The organism is Leptospira idonii (assembly GCF_004770995.1).
Lineage (GTDB): Bacteria > Spirochaetota > Leptospiria > Leptospirales > Leptospiraceae > Leptospira_A > Leptospira_A idonii.
In genome coordinates this window covers 1-13,920 of the sequence record NZ_RQHW01000028.1, presented here as the reverse complement: position 1 = coordinate 13,920, position 13,920 = coordinate 1, and the positions used below count along the sequence as shown (strand labels likewise).

General features: G+C 41.8%; 15 protein-coding genes and 2 pseudogenes. 6 read left to right on the top strand and 11 right to left on the bottom strand.

The genetic code is table 11. From position 1 onward, the window contains the following. From EHS15_RS07130 to efp, 4 genes are read right to left on the bottom strand one after another with little or no spacing between them, the layout of a single operon-like run. On the bottom strand, positions 1 to 738 hold the full coding sequence (locus EHS15_RS07130; protein ID WP_135759870.1) for an SDR family NAD(P)-dependent oxidoreductase: 738 nt from the start codon (positions 736 to 738) through the stop codon (positions 1 to 3). Continuing rightward, positions 739 to 1,488 (bottom strand): SDR family oxidoreductase, encoded by a 750-nt coding sequence (locus EHS15_RS07125; protein WP_135759869.1) that lies wholly within the window; start codon positions 1,486 to 1,488, stop codon positions 739 to 741. Next, the gene (mtnB, locus tag EHS15_RS07120; protein WP_246051928.1) at positions 1,485 to 2,117 is read right to left on the bottom strand and encodes a methylthioribulose 1-phosphate dehydratase; all 633 of its coding nucleotides are present in this window, start codon (positions 2,115 to 2,117) and stop codon (positions 1,485 to 1,487) included. Before mtnB ends, EHS15_RS07125 begins: the two co-directional genes overlap by 4 nt. Before the next feature lie 2 nt (positions 2,118 to 2,119). Then, a complete protein-coding gene (gene efp / locus EHS15_RS07115) occupies positions 2,120 to 2,686 on the bottom strand; it encodes an elongation factor P (protein WP_135759868.1) in 567 nt (188 codons plus the stop codon). A 69-nt stretch (positions 2,687 to 2,755) separates the two neighbouring features. Here efp and EHS15_RS07110 point away from each other — a divergent pair, with 69 nt between their 5' ends. Both EHS15_RS07110 and EHS15_RS07105 read left to right on the top strand, forming a co-directional pair. Continuing rightward, positions 2,756 to 3,820 carry a KamA family radical SAM protein gene (locus EHS15_RS07110; RefSeq protein ID WP_135759867.1) on the top strand — a complete coding sequence of 355 codons (1,065 nt, stop codon included), beginning with the start codon at positions 2,756 to 2,758 and terminating at the stop codon, positions 3,818 to 3,820. Continuing rightward, entirely contained in the window at positions 3,804 to 4,436 is a 633-nt protein-coding gene (locus EHS15_RS07105; RefSeq protein WP_135759866.1) for a hypothetical protein, read from the top strand. Before EHS15_RS07110 ends, EHS15_RS07105 begins: the two co-directional genes overlap by 17 nt. Here EHS15_RS07105 and EHS15_RS07100 read toward each other — a convergent pair. Continuing rightward, positions 4,433 to 4,993: a DUF1564 family protein gene (locus tag EHS15_RS07100; RefSeq protein ID WP_135759865.1), complete on the bottom strand. Its 561-nt coding sequence runs from the start codon at positions 4,991 to 4,993 to the stop codon at positions 4,433 to 4,435. The two genes, EHS15_RS07105 and EHS15_RS07100, sit on opposite strands and share 4 nt — an antisense overlap. A gap of 148 nt (positions 4,994 to 5,141) precedes the next feature. On the opposite strand from EHS15_RS07100, the gene EHS15_RS07095 reads away from it, so the two are divergent. Together EHS15_RS07095 and EHS15_RS07090 are read left to right on the top strand one after the other, a co-directional pair. Beyond that, complete coding sequence (locus EHS15_RS07095) at positions 5,142 to 5,348, top strand: hypothetical protein (protein ID WP_135759864.1); 207 nt, start codon at positions 5,142 to 5,144, stop codon at positions 5,346 to 5,348. Further along, a complete protein-coding gene (locus EHS15_RS07090; protein WP_246051927.1) occupies positions 5,345 to 6,151 on the top strand; it encodes a hypothetical protein in 807 nt (268 codons plus the stop codon). Before EHS15_RS07095 ends, EHS15_RS07090 begins: the two co-directional genes overlap by 4 nt. Here the strand turns inward: EHS15_RS07090 and msrB are convergent. Then, entirely contained in the window at positions 6,135 to 6,572 is a 438-nt protein-coding gene (msrB, locus tag EHS15_RS19495) for a peptide-methionine (R)-S-oxide reductase MsrB (RefSeq protein WP_425460634.1), read from the bottom strand. The two genes, EHS15_RS07090 and msrB, sit on opposite strands and share 17 nt — an antisense overlap. Before the next feature lie 39 nt (positions 6,573 to 6,611). Beyond that, positions 6,612 to 7,223, bottom strand: a pseudogene (gene msrA / locus EHS15_RS19490) (peptide-methionine (S)-S-oxide reductase MsrA); the annotation flags it as partial. Between the two features lie 81 nt (positions 7,224 to 7,304). Here msrA and EHS15_RS07080 point away from each other — a divergent pair. Continuing rightward, positions 7,305 to 8,852, top strand: a complete 1,548-nt coding sequence (locus EHS15_RS07080; protein ID WP_135759862.1) for a DEAD/DEAH box helicase — start codon at positions 7,305 to 7,307, stop codon at positions 8,850 to 8,852. Here EHS15_RS07080 and EHS15_RS07075 read toward each other — a convergent pair. The 3 genes and pseudogenes from EHS15_RS07075 to EHS15_RS07070 all read right to left on the bottom strand — a co-directional run bounded on the left by EHS15_RS07075 (position 8,831) and on the right by EHS15_RS07070 (position 11,523). Further along, positions 8,831 to 9,856 (bottom strand): SAM-dependent methyltransferase, encoded by a 1,026-nt coding sequence (locus EHS15_RS07075; RefSeq protein ID WP_246051977.1) that lies wholly within the window; start codon positions 9,854 to 9,856, stop codon positions 8,831 to 8,833. The two genes, EHS15_RS07080 and EHS15_RS07075, sit on opposite strands and share 22 nt — an antisense overlap. A 108-nt stretch (positions 9,857 to 9,964) precedes the next feature. Then, positions 9,965 to 10,630, bottom strand: a pseudogene (locus EHS15_RS19335) (DUF1295 domain-containing protein); the annotation flags it as partial. 86 nt (positions 10,631 to 10,716) lie between these two features. Continuing rightward, positions 10,717 to 11,523 carry an SDR family NAD(P)-dependent oxidoreductase gene (locus EHS15_RS07070; protein ID WP_135759861.1) on the bottom strand — a complete coding sequence of 269 codons (807 nt, stop codon included), beginning with the start codon at positions 11,521 to 11,523 and terminating at the stop codon, positions 10,717 to 10,719. 86 nt (positions 11,524 to 11,609) lie between these two features. Here EHS15_RS07070 and EHS15_RS07065 point away from each other — a divergent pair, with 86 nt between their 5' ends. After that, the gene (locus tag EHS15_RS07065; protein ID WP_135759860.1) at positions 11,610 to 12,638 is read left to right on the top strand and encodes a zinc-dependent alcohol dehydrogenase family protein; all 1,029 of its coding nucleotides are present in this window, start codon (positions 11,610 to 11,612) and stop codon (positions 12,636 to 12,638) included. Here EHS15_RS07065 and EHS15_RS07060 read toward each other — a convergent pair. After that, positions 12,635 to 13,855 carry a sensor histidine kinase gene (locus tag EHS15_RS07060; RefSeq protein WP_167884180.1) on the bottom strand — a complete coding sequence of 407 codons (1,221 nt, stop codon included), beginning with the start codon at positions 13,853 to 13,855 and terminating at the stop codon, positions 12,635 to 12,637. The two genes, EHS15_RS07065 and EHS15_RS07060, sit on opposite strands and share 4 nt — an antisense overlap. Between the last annotated feature and the right edge of the window lie 65 nt (positions 13,856 to 13,920).

The window sequence follows — 13,920 nt, the reverse complement described above, 5'->3', positions numbered from 1 at the left end:
TTAGATTGCAGTGAGACCGCCGTCCACGGTCCAATTCGCACCAGTGATGTATCCTGATTCTTTCTGCATCAGAAAGTTCACAACTCTGGAAATTTCGGAAGGTTCCGCGATCCGACGAACGGGTGTTTTAGAGATGATTTGCTGTTTGTGTCCGCTCACTTGATCTTCTTGGATGCCCATGGAAGTATCCACATATCCGGGACTTACGCAATTGGCGGTAATTCCATATTCACCCCATTCGTCCGCTACGGATCTCACAAATCCAACTAATGCATGTTTCGAGGAAGAATAAGCGACTGATAAGGACGAACCGACTACGGAAAGAGAAGAAGCGATGGATACGATTCTTCCGAATCCGCTTTCCTTAAATTTAGGAAGTAGAAGTTTTGATAAAAGATACATAGCATCGACGTTGATCCTGAAAATGGACTGCCATTCTTCCAAAGAGACATCTGTGATCTTATGATATGGCCCGCCGTAACCGGCGCAATGGACGAATCCGTAGATCTCGCCGCTTTGTCTAGCCTCTGAAATGATTTTAGTAAGAGATCTTTCTAATACAAACAAAGGTTCGGCGAGATCGATCTCACGATAGGTCTCCTGAAGCACGGGGGTCTCCGGTCTGACTTTATCCAAGTTCCAAACGGAAAAACCGGAAAGAACGAGAGATCTTACGATTTCTCTTCCGATCCCTCCACTACCACCTGTTAGGATTACAATCGATTCGGGGACTTCCACTTACAAAACCCCCTTTTTAGGAGTGATGTATACTTCATCTAGATAAACAGAGTCGGGTAGATCGGAAAGTTCGGCTAAAAAACGAGAGGCATCTTCCAGTGTCACCATATCGGATTTGGAGAATTCAGGACGATCGTCCCAGATAGGAGTAGCGATAGCACCTAAATATGCATTGATGACTTTGACTCCCCAAAGTTTCCATTCTTCCCTAAGGGATTTGGCAAGCCCGGATACTGCATGTTTGGAAGCACAATATGCAGTAGAATTGGGAAAGCCGAATTTAGCTGCGGTAGAAGACAAAAACACGACCGAAGAAGAACTCATTTGTTTCAATCCGTCACTCATGATTTGTAAAACTCTCATAGAAGAGAATAGATTCAAACTAAAATGTTTCTGAATTTCAAGAAGATTTAGTTCTTCCAAGGGGGAAAAAAGTCCGTCACCTTGCGCAAAATATACGATGATTTGCGTATGCTCCCAGCCGGGATTTTGTTTCCATTCGGAACATTGCGTTTCCCACGATTTTCGAAACGATTCAATTTCATCCTCCAAAGTCAGATCAAATCGATGATTGGTTCCCGATTGCCAGTTTGAAATAGAGCCTTTTCCGGATCTAGAGAACCCATAAACATCGACTACCGCAACGGAGGAATCTTTCGGATCTATATGGTTTCGTTGTTGGAATTCCAGTAAAAGTCCCTCACCTAGCCCCGAACCGGCTCCGAAAATAAAAATCTTACGATGTTTCATTTGGATCTGGTCATAACTTGAAATAAGAATGAAACCGCTTCCAAGTGACGGTTGGCATCTTGGATTGAATTTCCCCAAACCGTAGGGCCATGTTCTTCTACCAATACAAAAGGAAGAGGATAGTCAGGATGTGTTTCAAAGAATCGCTCGATAGATTCCGCAATTTGTTTCACATTCCCGAAATTATAAAAAACAGCCATTTGTAAATTGGGTCTTTCCTCCCAAATTCCAAATGCTTTAATGATTTCGATGGGAGGGATAGGAACCAGTTTGAATCTTTCTGTTTGAGTGGTATGAAAAGACAGTAAGTTGGAATCTAATGTATGTACGTGCAGTGCTGCATTTGCTTTCTTTTGAAATCGGTAGATACTCGCATGAATGGAAGTTTCCGCAGATGCTTTGTTTCCTTGGGAGGATTCAAGCAATTCTAAGCCAAAGATGGAAGTTCTGACAAAATCATCTTCAGTCAAATGCCCTTTGTGTTTTCCGGATGCAGTGATCCAGAAAGAATTTTCTAAATTTGATTTTACGGAAAGATTTCCGGCAGTAGCAAACATCCACTGCCGGTCATAATAAATTTTCGAAAGTCGAACTAACTCTCGAATCGATGACTGATCCTTCTCATCCAATCCTATTTATTGACTCTCTCTACGTAAGTCAGATCTCGCAAGTCGATCTTTACAAAGTCGCCTTGTTTGATAAAGATAGGAACATTCACTTCTCCGCCTGTCTCAACAGTGACTCTTTTCAATGCAAGACCTGTTGTGTCTCCTTTGAGACCGTCTTCCGCATAAGTAACTTCTAAAACTGCGAAGTTAGGAGGAGTTACTCCGATCGGTCTTTCTTCATAGAAGGATACTTCTACTTGAGTTTCCTCTTTCATAAACGGAAGGATGTCTTCCACATAATCTTTGGAGACAGGGATTTGTTCGTAATCGTTTACATCCATGAAGATGATTTGATCCCCGTCTGAGTAACAGAATTGCATTTTTCTTTTTTCAAGATCTACGCTTTCCAATTTCTCTGCCGCTTTGAAGGTGCGTTCAATGGAAGAATCTCTGATGATGTTTTTTAATTTCGTGCGGATGAAGGCGGAACCTTTTCCTGGGTTGACGAACTCGGATTTGACTACGGAATAAAGCTCATTTTCGATCTTGAGGATCATTCCTTTTTTAACTTCGGTGATGCCTAATGTCATAATTTCAATGCTCGTAAACAAAATCCGAGGGACTTGCCTAAGTGTCAACCGAAGTATGGTCATTAGCGCATGAGTTGGGACGATTGGAAATGGCAGTTGCAGAATCGAATTACGGAACTTGCCACAGTTCAGAAATCGATTGAGTTAACCCCGGAAGAAGAAGCTAGTTTTACAGCGGCCCAGGATCGATTTTCCTTTTCAGTCACCCCGTATTATTTTCAATTGATCGATCCTAAGAATCCTTTTTGCCCGATTCGTAAACAAGTGATTCCGCGAGCGGGGGAATTGATACAACAGCCGAACGAAAAAGAAGACCCGCTCGCAGAACAAAAATTTATGCCAGTGAAAGGAGTCACACATAGATATCCTGATCGGGCGATTTGGTATATCTCTCATGTGTGCGCCGTCTATTGTAGATTCTGTACAAGAAAAAGAAAAGTATCCAGCCCGGAAGAGACTCCTAATCGTAAGGAATGGGAAGAGGCATTAAATTATTTCAAGACCCATAAGGAAATAAAAGAAGTCATTTTATCCGGTGGAGATCCATTCACACTCTCGGATGCAAACATCGATTATCTTTTAGGAAAGCTCAAATCCATCGAGCATATCAATCATGTCAGGATTCACACAAGGCATCCGGTCACTCTACCGATGCGGATTACGGAATCTCTCTGCGAAATTTTAGGAAAATACTTTCCGATGTATTTAGTTACACACTTTAATCATCCGAAGGAGCTGACGGAAGAGGCTCGATTAGCGGTGGAACGACTTGTCAAAATAGGTCACGTATCCGTTCACAATCAAACAGTTCTTTTACGAGGAGTGAACGACGATTTAAATGTTCTCTCCGAACTCAATTACAAATTGATAAAATTCGGGATCAAACCTTATTATCTGCATCAATGTGATGAAGTTTTCGGTAGTTCCGAATTCGTAGTTCCCATTGAAGAAGGGATTCGACTGATGTTTGCTCTACGAGGGAGACATTCAGGACTAACTATCCCCAATTATGTAAAAGACCTAACAGGAGGAGGAGGCAAAGTTTTATTGAGCCCGGACTACCTATTAGAAAAAAAAGGAACAAGTTATATATTTCAAAACTACAATGGAGATAGATATGAAGTCAGACATTGATTGGGCTTGCGCTGCAAAAAAAGCTGCATTAATTTACAAAATCCTGATATTCTTATTTCTTTTATTTCCTTATAACTGTAGCTCTACGGGAGACTCTAAGAGTAAACTCAAGAGTTCAGAAGAAACATCTACTCAAATTGCCCCGACTAAACAAATTCCAGAGGAACCAAAAAAGCTTCGAATTACATACGACGCAGTCTGGTCACCCAAAGATCCATTTGTCATCATCGAGTCAGGAAATTTACATGAAAGCGGAGTCACGTATCTGATTAGATACACTGAAAAAACAGGAATCAATCAAAGCATTCAAAATTCAGAAGATCCGCTTTGGGTTAGAATCTCATCAACGAACCAAGACAACCAAAGAGTATTCCCTTATCTTCAAAATACGAGCACCGGAGAAGTAAAAATAACTTATTTCCAATGGAAAGGACGCCGAAGCGCCGTACAAACAAAAATCTTGCCCAAAGGCAATGTGTATTGCCGCTGGGAAGGAATCTATAATGGATTTCTACTAGTCGTAGAAACTGAATTCTTACTCAAAGAAGGCGATGGAGAGAATTCTATCCCACCAGCAATGCATAAGCATGTAACCCAGAACTTGGAGCTATTTTAGGATGAATTTGCATCCTGAGATACGATAAAACGGACGTTAGGACTCGGCCGGGATACGAATTCTTGGTTGAAGGTGAGTCTTTTGATTGTTGTAGTACCTCTTACAATACCAAACTCGCGCACCATATCCAACCAACCCATGTCCCGCCATCGCAACATCATGGCTAAAAAATGACTTCTTGAAACTCCCAAAGCCCCTGCAAGAAAATCCATTTCCACCAAAGTCTTATTCTCAACCCGACAACTAATCTTTCTCAAAGAAAATCCTGGCCTTACTTTCTGATACGATTTAGCTAACTTCATTCTCTTAGCAGGAATGCAACCATGATATAGAAAATAAGCGCATTCTTCCAATAAATTACGCAAAATAGTAGTACCGGAAATACGCTGATTTTCTTCTTTCCAATCAAATTCGTCCGACACTAAAAAGGATGTGATTGTAATCTCAGCCTTTAAAGGTGAATACATTTCATATTTCGACTCAGCCGGAAATTCCTCAGAAATTCGCTTACGAATGTATTCATAATTCTTAAATTCACTGGCATCAATTATTTCCATACAAATCTGTTTAGGTAAATAAAAAGGTAGTTTATCCCCATCCAGACTGAAATTTTTCTCATTCCGAAGGAGAATTGAACCCAAAAAAAAGATTGGTCAAATCCGGCTGACCCGTGAAACTTAGAATAGTTTCCCCAAACAAATCGATATGTGGTTAAAATTAGGTGAGTCAGAAGTAATCAACTTGGATTACATTGCATCAATCAAAAAAAATGCCTCCCAACCTACGATCGAAATCATCTACCAAGACCTCAATAACGTAAAATCACTACCTTTCCCCGGCCAAGAGGAACGGGATCGCGCCTTCAAAGCCATCCTAGAAAACCTTTCCCGAATGAAATTATTTTTTGAATGAGCCGCAGCAACCGCATGATAGAATACGAAGCCTTAAATCCATCTCTCTACGCTCAGGTTTTAGATGATTTAGAATTAGTGAATTCTCATAAGCCCTTTCAAGTCCTTTTTTACGGATCGAGAGAGCGGGGAGATTTCAACGAAGACTCCGATTTAAATTTTTATCTGCTCGCTCACTCTACCGATCAAATGAAAGCAAGCTTCGTTGATTCCATTGCAAAGGCTCTCAGCAAACTGGAAGTAGTTGCTCCTGTCAATATGATCGCTGGTGATTCGGATTCTCTCAAGCACAGATTCAAAATCCACGAACCAGGATCGATCCAACTTCTAGAAAATGCTTCCGTTTTTTTCGGAGAAGGAATTTGGGAAGATCTGCAAACCGAATGGAAACGATTTCGTAACCAAATAATTTCCAAAAAAGATCTTTCTCATTATCTGGATAAAAGAATTCGGTTCTTCAAACAACAAACATCCAAATCAATCAAAGATGAAATCTCCCAATTAGAAAGAATCTGTACGTTAACATTGCATATATGGGCTATCAAAAATATAGACGATCTTTCTTTGCCTGAGCTATTGATGATGGACATCCCAAGCCAGATCTATCCCCTTTTCACTCAGCTCTATTCTTCTGAAATCGATGAAACGGTCTTGGAACTTTTACTGGTACAAGCTCAGTTGCAAAAACTAAAGAAAGATGCTCGTTGGAAAAGAGAAATCAACCGGGAAGAAATCCACGAACTCAAATATAAATTGATTTCCCTTAGAAAAGATGAAGAGTTTCTACTCAATCTTTGGGCTTAAAGAATAAATAAGAAAACTCTTCGTATCCTTCTTTTTCCAAATCCGACTTAGAGATGAACTTCAAAGCGGCTGAATTAATACAATACCGCAGCCCTGTAGGCTGCGGCCCGTCCGAAAATACATGGCCCAAATGAGAATCCCCGACTAAACTTCTGACTTCTTCCCTAACCATTCCATAAGAACGATCCGTCCGAACCACAATATATTGTTTGTTCGCAGCAATCGGCCTTGAAAAACTCGGCCAGCCCGTACCTGAATCGAATTTATCCTTAGAACTAAACAAAGGTTCGCCGGTCACTCGATCCACATAAATCCCTTCCCTATGATGATCCCAATATTCGTTATCGAAAGCAGGCTCTGTTCCTTCCTCTTGGGTCACTTGGAACTGCAACGTAGTCAATTTTTTTCGTATCTCCTGCAAAGAAGGCTTTTGATAAGAAACGTTTTTTTCTTTTCCCCAAACTGATTCGATGAACTGATCTCTACCCGAACCTGATCGATAACGCTTGTATTGTGAAGGATCTTTTTTATAAAAATCCTGATGGTAATCTTCCGCTGGATAAAACTCGCTTAAAGGAAGAATCTCCGTAACTATCTTCTTCTTAAATTTTTTCGATTTTTCCAATTCTGCCTTAGAGGCCTCGGCGATCTTTCTTTGTTCTGCCGAATGATAAAAAATCCCCGTCCTATACTGACTGCCCCTATCCACGAACTGGCCATCCGGATCGGTAGGATCAATATTCCTCCAAAAAATAAAAACCAATCGGTCGTAAGAGATTTGTTTAGGGTCGAAATGGACTTGTATCGCTTCCGCATGACCGGTAAATCCGCTGGATACTTCTTCATAACTGGGATTTTTCTCTTTGCCTCCCGTATAACCGGAAACGACACTCACCACCCCCGGTAAATTTTCAAAGGGAGGCTCCATACACCAAAAACACCCTCCTGCGAATGTGGCTGTTTCGGTCTTTCCCACGGCAATGATTCCGCAAGAGAGTCCAAAAGACAGAATAAGGAACAAAATTGCGAGAAACGAGCGGGCTTTGGTCTTCTGAGGAGGTAAATATTCCATTTCTCATTAGACACCCGGCCGCTTCTTTTTTGGTTTTTTCCCTTTCTTTTAAAAGGCCTTTTTTTATCGTATCCTATTTCCATGACTACAAACCACACCGAGCCAGGAAACGATTTCCAATCTTTTGGATTCCGTCCGGAGCTCCTTTCGGGGATTGCTGAAGCTGGCTTTCAGACTCCAAGTCCCATCCAAAGGCAAGCAATGCCTCTCGTCCTAGAAGGAAAAGACCTTATCGCACAAGCACAGACAGGCACGGGAAAAACTGCTGCCTATGGACTCCCCTGCCTCAATCGCATCGAAATCAAAGAGGGGATGCAAGTTCTAGTATTGACTCCTACCAGAGAGTTAGCCTTGCAAGTATCAGATGAACTCTACCGATTAGGTAAAAATCTCGGAATCAAAACAACAACCATCTACGGTGGAGCCTCCTACTCCAAACAGATCTCCCAAGTGACAAAAGGTGCACAAGTTGCAGTAGCCACTCCAGGCAGACTCCTTGATCTACTCAAAGGAAAAGAACTTAAAAATTTCAAACCGACCATGGTCGTCCTGGATGAAGCAGATGAAATGTTGGATATGGGATTTTTAGAAGATATCGAATCCATATTCGGATTTCTACCGGAAGAAAGACAAACCCTTCTCTTTTCTGCAACTATGCCGGATGCGATCAAAAAACTGGCGAGTCGCTATTTAGATCATCCTGCTCACGTAAAAATTGCAGCAACGGAAAAATCTTCCAAAAACATCGAACAGGTTTATTACGTAATCGACGAACAAGAAAGAGACAACGCCGTAGTACGAGTATTAGATTACGAAAATCCTTTCAAAGCGATCATCTTCACCAAAACAAAAAAAGAAGCGGACGATTTAAAAACGAATCTAGGATTTAAAGGTTATGCGGTGGAAGCCCTTCACGGGGATTTGAGCCAAAAACAAAGAGAATCCGTTCTAAAAAGTCTTCATGACGGAAGGATTAAAATCTTAGTCGCTACAGATGTGGCAGCAAGAGGATTGGATGTGAAAGATCTTTCCTTAGTGATCAACTTCCATCTTCCTTTCGACAGCGAAAGTTACACTCATAGAATCGGAAGAACAGGTCGTGCGGGAAAATCCGGGAAAGCAGTAACTTTTGTTACTACAAGAGAATCCAGAGCCCTCCTTCGTTTGAAAGGAACTTCAGGAACGGAACTTACTTTTGCCGCTCTTCCTACGAAAAAAGAAGTTCAGGCAAGAAGACATCAAGATTTTCTTACAAAAATTTTAGAAACGGAAATCCACGCGGATGCGGAAGCTTTATTCCAAACACTTTGTGAAAAAGAAGGTAAGGAAGCCGTTTCTTTAAAGATACTTTCTCAAATCTTGGATAAAGTAAAAATCAGCGGACCTGAAAAGATAGGAAAACATCCTTCTGAATGGAACGAAACCCCTCCTCCTAGCAAAAAAAGAGGAAGCGGTGGCGGAGACAGAAGAAGAGGAGGAGGAAGATCCAATAGTTCCAATTCTTCTTCCTCATCCTCCTACAGAGGAGAAGGAAGAAGAGAATCCTCTTCCGGATCAGGCCGCAGCGGCAAAGATGGCGGATCCGGCTCTAAAGGCGGAACAAAACCTCATCGTTTTCGAAACAAATAGTGGCTCACAAGCCACTCTTCCCCGTTTCGATACGCCCATAATTCTGCACAGGCGAGAAAGAAAACTTTCCAATACACAAACCATTTGGTTTTCTCTTTCTCGCCGTAAGTATCTTTCAAAATCTCCAATACCTTATCTTTATGTTTCAAAAGATTCTCGTACCAAGCTTCACTCGTACGAGCATAATGTGTCCCGTTGACGATCCAGTGATTCTCGATTAGAAAGTCTTTTTGGAAATATAAAAACAAATCGTCGGAAGGCATCTGTCCTCCCGTGAAAAAATATTTCGCCATCCAGTCCGTATCATCCACCACTTCGAAAGGATATGCGAATTTTTTATGAGTGAATATGTGTACGAAAAATTTTCCATCCTCTTTCAAAAACTTCGCAAGCTTCTCGAATAACTTCTCGTAGTTTTTCATATGCTCCAGCATCTCCACGGAAATGATGCGGTCGAATTTTTCCCGGATGGTAAACTCATTCATATCCTGAGTGAGGATTGTTATGTTTTTCAGACCTCTTTCTTTAGCTCTGGCTTCGATAAATAGCTTTTGAGTTTTGGAATTGGAAACTCCAGTCACTTTACATTTGGGAAATTTTTCGGCCACATACAAGGAAATGGATCCCCATCCGCACCCTAAATCCAAAACCGTCATTCCATCCTGCAGCTCTGCTCTCTCCAAACTCAATCGCAACATTGCCTCTTCTGACTCGGCAAAGTTCGTCTGATCCCCCAGTGGCCAATAACCGGAAGAATACTTCATTCTCGGTCCCATCACATAAGTGAAAAATTCACTGGGGACCTCATAATGCTGCTCATTAGCAGCCTTCGTATGAACGGCGATTGGAGACTGTTTTAGCTCGTTCACATAATCAATCTTATGTGCAAGTTGAAGTTCTTCGTTTTCTTTTGTCTCTTGCTTCAATCGCAGATCCAATAACTGTCTGATGCGGATTCGAATGAGCCAATCGGGGAATATATCTTTCTCCAAAAGAGAGTTCAAAGAAAAAGAACTTTCTCCCGATCCACGAAACCAAGGGAAAAATGCGTTCGTCTTTTTTTGATATTCCCGAAAAGAATCTCCTTTTGACAAAAGAGAAGATCTTTCCGCAAAAGGAACTCCGGAAACAAACCGAAGTAATACGAACATAAATAAAGGAGTGATCATAGAAACCCATCCTAAGGAAGCAAGTCCGAAGAACCCCAAAGGAAGAATACCTATCCCCAGCCAAATCACCCATTCGAAAAAATAGTTCGGGTGGCGGGTGTATTTCCAAAGGCCAACTTCACATACCTTTCCTCGCTGGCTCGGATCCGACAAAAAGGAATGAAGTTGTTTGTCCGCAATAGTCTCTCCTGCCAAACCGACCAGAAATAAAATCCATCCTGCAAACAAGGAAATAGGAATCTCTGAATCTAAGGAAAGTTCCCCGGCCGAAGCCACCCAAGCAGGAAAAGAAAGAAAAAGCGCTAAAAAACCCTGGAGTAAAAAAACGTTGGTAAAGAACTTTCTATGCACATTGTTTCCGTAGCTCTTACGAAAGTTTGCATATCTTTTGTCCTCCGGATGGCCGGTTCGAATGCGAGTCCAATAGAGAAACCCGGAAAGGCGAATGGCCCAAATCCAAATGGGAATCAAAACGGCAAGCTTAGCAAACAGGTTTCCCTTCCCATACCAAGAGAAGATTGTGGAAATTCCCGCAATCACGAGTCCCCATCCCACATCAATCACTGCGTAATTATTCCTGGATTTTCCCCAGAACCAAACCAATGTCATAAACGAAAATACAAATAAAATAACCGTTAGATACGAACTTTCAGGGATGTGCAAAGGAACCTCTTTTCCGACTTAGACGCAATGAATCAGTTTTTAAAATCGTGGTATAGCTTTTTATGTAGAATTTTCTCCAAAAGGCCGGGAGCTAAATTTCTCATCCATTTTACAAACCTTCCGGATCTATCAAAAGTCACAAGCCTTGCCTCCCGATCCATTGCCGTTTTCATAAGCAGCAACGCCACTTCTTCAGGAGTTTTGAGTTTCGCCTTCGCCTGTCCCTCATCCAATATTTGTCCACTTGCATCTAATCCTGATTTACGAAGGGCTGTTTCCGTATAAGGTACGCATACAAGAGAAGATCCCACTCCCTCTTCTCTCAGTTCGATCCGCATCGCCTCCAAAGCTGCGTGCAGTGCGGATTTGGAAGATGAATAAGCGGCCCTACCTGGAATTCCGTACAATGCAGAAACTGTGGAAGTAGTCACTACTCTTCCTTTCTTTTTCTTCAATTGAGGAAGTAAACCTTGGATGAGTTGGATGGGTCCGAAAAAATTAGTAGCGAATGTTTTTCTGTATACTTCCATCGATAATTCATCGAAGCGGCCGTGAGCAGTGATCCCCGCATTATTAAAAAGCACATCGATCCCTTCCGTTTCTCTATGAAGAATTTCTAATGCATCGGAAACGGAACATGAATCCTGCAAATCCACTGCAATAGGTATAATTTTACATTCCTTATGTTTGGAAGAAGGTTCTTCTATTTCGTTTGCTCTTCTTGCCAAAACAAATACCGTACAAACAAACCTACTTGTTTCTTTTAAAAGAGCTTCCCCTATCCCGCTGGAAGCACCGGTGATCACAACCACCTTATCGTTCCAAAAATCTTTCATAATAGATCCCTCCTGACTAGAAACTCTCTCGACAAAGTATCATCGATATAAAATCTTTTGACCAGTTTATTATACCCGGGATCAAAACAATGGCAATTAGAAATAGAGTTTGGGAAATCAAAGATAGTTTCGGTTTGGAAAACTTAAAACAAAACGAACGAACCGTTCCCGAAATGATCGGGGACAATGAAGTTCTTGTTCGCCTAACAGCGACTTCTCTTAATTATCGGGATTATCTTATGGTCATCGGGAAGTACAATCCCAGACAAAAGCTGCCTTTGGTTCCCTGCTCCGATGGAGCAGGGATTGTGGAGTCTGTCGGTAAAAATGTTCAAAAATGGAGAAAGGGAGACAGAGTCCTCCCTATATTCGCACAAGGATGGATGGACGGAAGCCCCGATCTGGAATCTTTAAGAACTACCCTAGGAGGGCCAAATGACGGTTGTTTATCGGAATACGGAGTTTTTGCGGAATCAGGTCTTGTCAAAACTCCTGACCATCTAACAGATGCACAAGCTGCGACTTTGGGCTGTGCAGGACTCACCGCATACAATGCAGTCGTACGCTTCGGAGGGATCGAGCCGGGAAGTTCCGTTTTATGTTTAGGAACCGGAGGAGTTTCGTTATTTGCTCTTCAATTTGCCAAAACAATGGGGGCCAAAGTGATTATTACCTCCTCAAGCGAGGAGAAATTAGAAAGAGCGAAACAATTAGGTGCGGATGAAACGATCAATTATTCAACAAAATCCAATTGGGAAAGAGAGGTAAGAAAATATACGGATAAAAAAGGAGCCGACCTCATCGTAGAGGTGGGAGGAGCTGGAACACTTTCCAAATCCATGATGTGCGTGCGTCCTTACGGAACCATCGCACTGATCGGTGTTTTGGCAGGAGGAGAATCGAATCTTTCCCTTTATCCCATACTGATGCAGGGAGTGAAAGTGCAAGGAGTCATCGTAGGAAGCAAAAACGATTTCGAAAAAATGAACCAAGCGATTTCACATAACAAAATCATTCCGGTCGTAGACCGCAGTTTCTCATGGGAAGAAGTACCTCAAGCATTCGAATACCTGCAAAGCGGAAAACATTTCGGAAAAGTCGCGATCCAATGGGCTTAACCCTTCATTGGAAGTTCGATCGTAAAACAAACTTCCAATCGGTTTTCATCCGTTATGTTTGTCTTCACTAGATTCATATAAACCTCCCCTTTCATATCTTCGACTAACTTTTTAACAATGGGGAGGCCGAGACCTAAACCGAATTCTTCCATTTCATACCCTTCTTCCACTGCTTTAATCAGCCGAAAGAAAGGCTGGAAAAGAATTTCCTCTTCGGAATGCAGAAAATTCAAATGTTCCACTTCCGGATATGAGGAAGGATTGATGAACTTCACCGCAATTTTCCCTTGGACAGGAATGAAAAGAACGATAATATCCTGAAACGAAGGAGTGTATTTCATCGCATTGATGAAGATTTCTCGTACCACCGTTCGCATGGCTTCTTTGTGAATCTCTAAGGAAAAGGATTTTGTAGAAGGAATCGAAGAAAGAATGATCTTCTGATTTTTAATCTGAAGCATCGCACTCAATTCTTCCGTCGCTGAGACCACCATATCATAAAGTTCTTGCAGACTCACAGTCTCCAAAGAAGCAATTGAATCTTCCAAAATTCTTTGTGCCTTGGCAAGAGTGGAAACCAACTTCTTTGTGGAATGATAAGACTCTTTCAATAAATTCAAATGGGAAAGTGAAATGACCACTTTTTCTTCCTGAACATCCGCACGACGCAGTAAGGAATTGATCGTGGAGATCAAAGCACCTAACCCTGAACCCTGCATCAAAGAAGTGTTCAAATTAGGAAGGGCTCGATCCATCCATAAACTTTGTTTCGTCTTCGATTTGATTTCTTCTCTCCAATCGAAAATTTCTCTAATTTCACGAAACAACTGCTCTTCGTATCGAATGACATTGTTCTGAGTTTGTGTTTGGACGATCGGCTTACAAGTAATCTCTTTCCTTTTACATACGGTAAGAACCGCCCATCGTTCCCCTTTCTCCTTATTTTCGAAGGGAAAAAATTTCAAATGAAAGGTTTGGTTTTTAATCTGAATCTCTCTTTCGTATGTTTCCCCGGAATAGGCCTTCCTGATTTTCTCAGAGATGCCTCTGCTTTTCAGAACAGAAAGTTTTTCTTTAGGTTGGCCTAAATGTTCCTCGGGACGGACTCCCCAATCAGACAGATCCTCCCCTCCTAAGGCGCGAATTCGCTTTTCCTGATCCAAAGCAACATAATTCAAATAGGAAAAATGGGACAATACGTATGTAAGAGAATTCATATTCCCCCACATGATACGAAGCAGGTGGTCGGATCAACACTTAATGCTTGATAGGCGTACGGGGG

Bases quoted from the DNA above. Each gene is read 5' to 3' on its own strand.
- EHS15_RS07125 (WP_135759869.1), bottom strand. From the start codon at position 1,488: ATGAAACATCGTAAGATTTTTATTTTCGGAGCCGGTTCGGGGCTAGGT.
- efp (WP_135759868.1), bottom strand. From the start codon at position 2,686: ATGACATTAGGCATCACCGAAGTTAAAAAAGGAATGATCCTCAAGATC.
- EHS15_RS07110 (WP_135759867.1), top strand. From the start codon at position 2,756: ATGAGTTGGGACGATTGGAAATGGCAGTTGCAGAATCGAATTACGGAA.
- EHS15_RS07105 (WP_135759866.1), top strand. From the start codon at position 3,804: ATGAAGTCAGACATTGATTGGGCTTGCGCTGCAAAAAAAGCTGCATTA.
- EHS15_RS07100 (WP_135759865.1), bottom strand. From the start codon at position 4,993: ATGGAAATAATTGATGCCAGTGAATTTAAGAATTATGAATACATTCGT.
- EHS15_RS07095 (WP_135759864.1), top strand. From the start codon at position 5,142: ATGTGGTTAAAATTAGGTGAGTCAGAAGTAATCAACTTGGATTACATT.
- EHS15_RS07090 (WP_246051927.1), top strand. From the start codon at position 5,345: ATGAGCCGCAGCAACCGCATGATAGAATACGAAGCCTTAAATCCATCT.
- EHS15_RS07080 (WP_135759862.1), top strand. From the start codon at position 7,305: ATGACTACAAACCACACCGAGCCAGGAAACGATTTCCAATCTTTTGGA.
- EHS15_RS07065 (WP_135759860.1), top strand. From the start codon at position 11,610: ATGGCAATTAGAAATAGAGTTTGGGAAATCAAAGATAGTTTCGGTTTG.
- EHS15_RS07060 (WP_167884180.1), bottom strand. From the start codon at position 13,855: ATGAATTCTCTTACATACGTATTGTCCCATTTTTCCTATTTGAATTAT.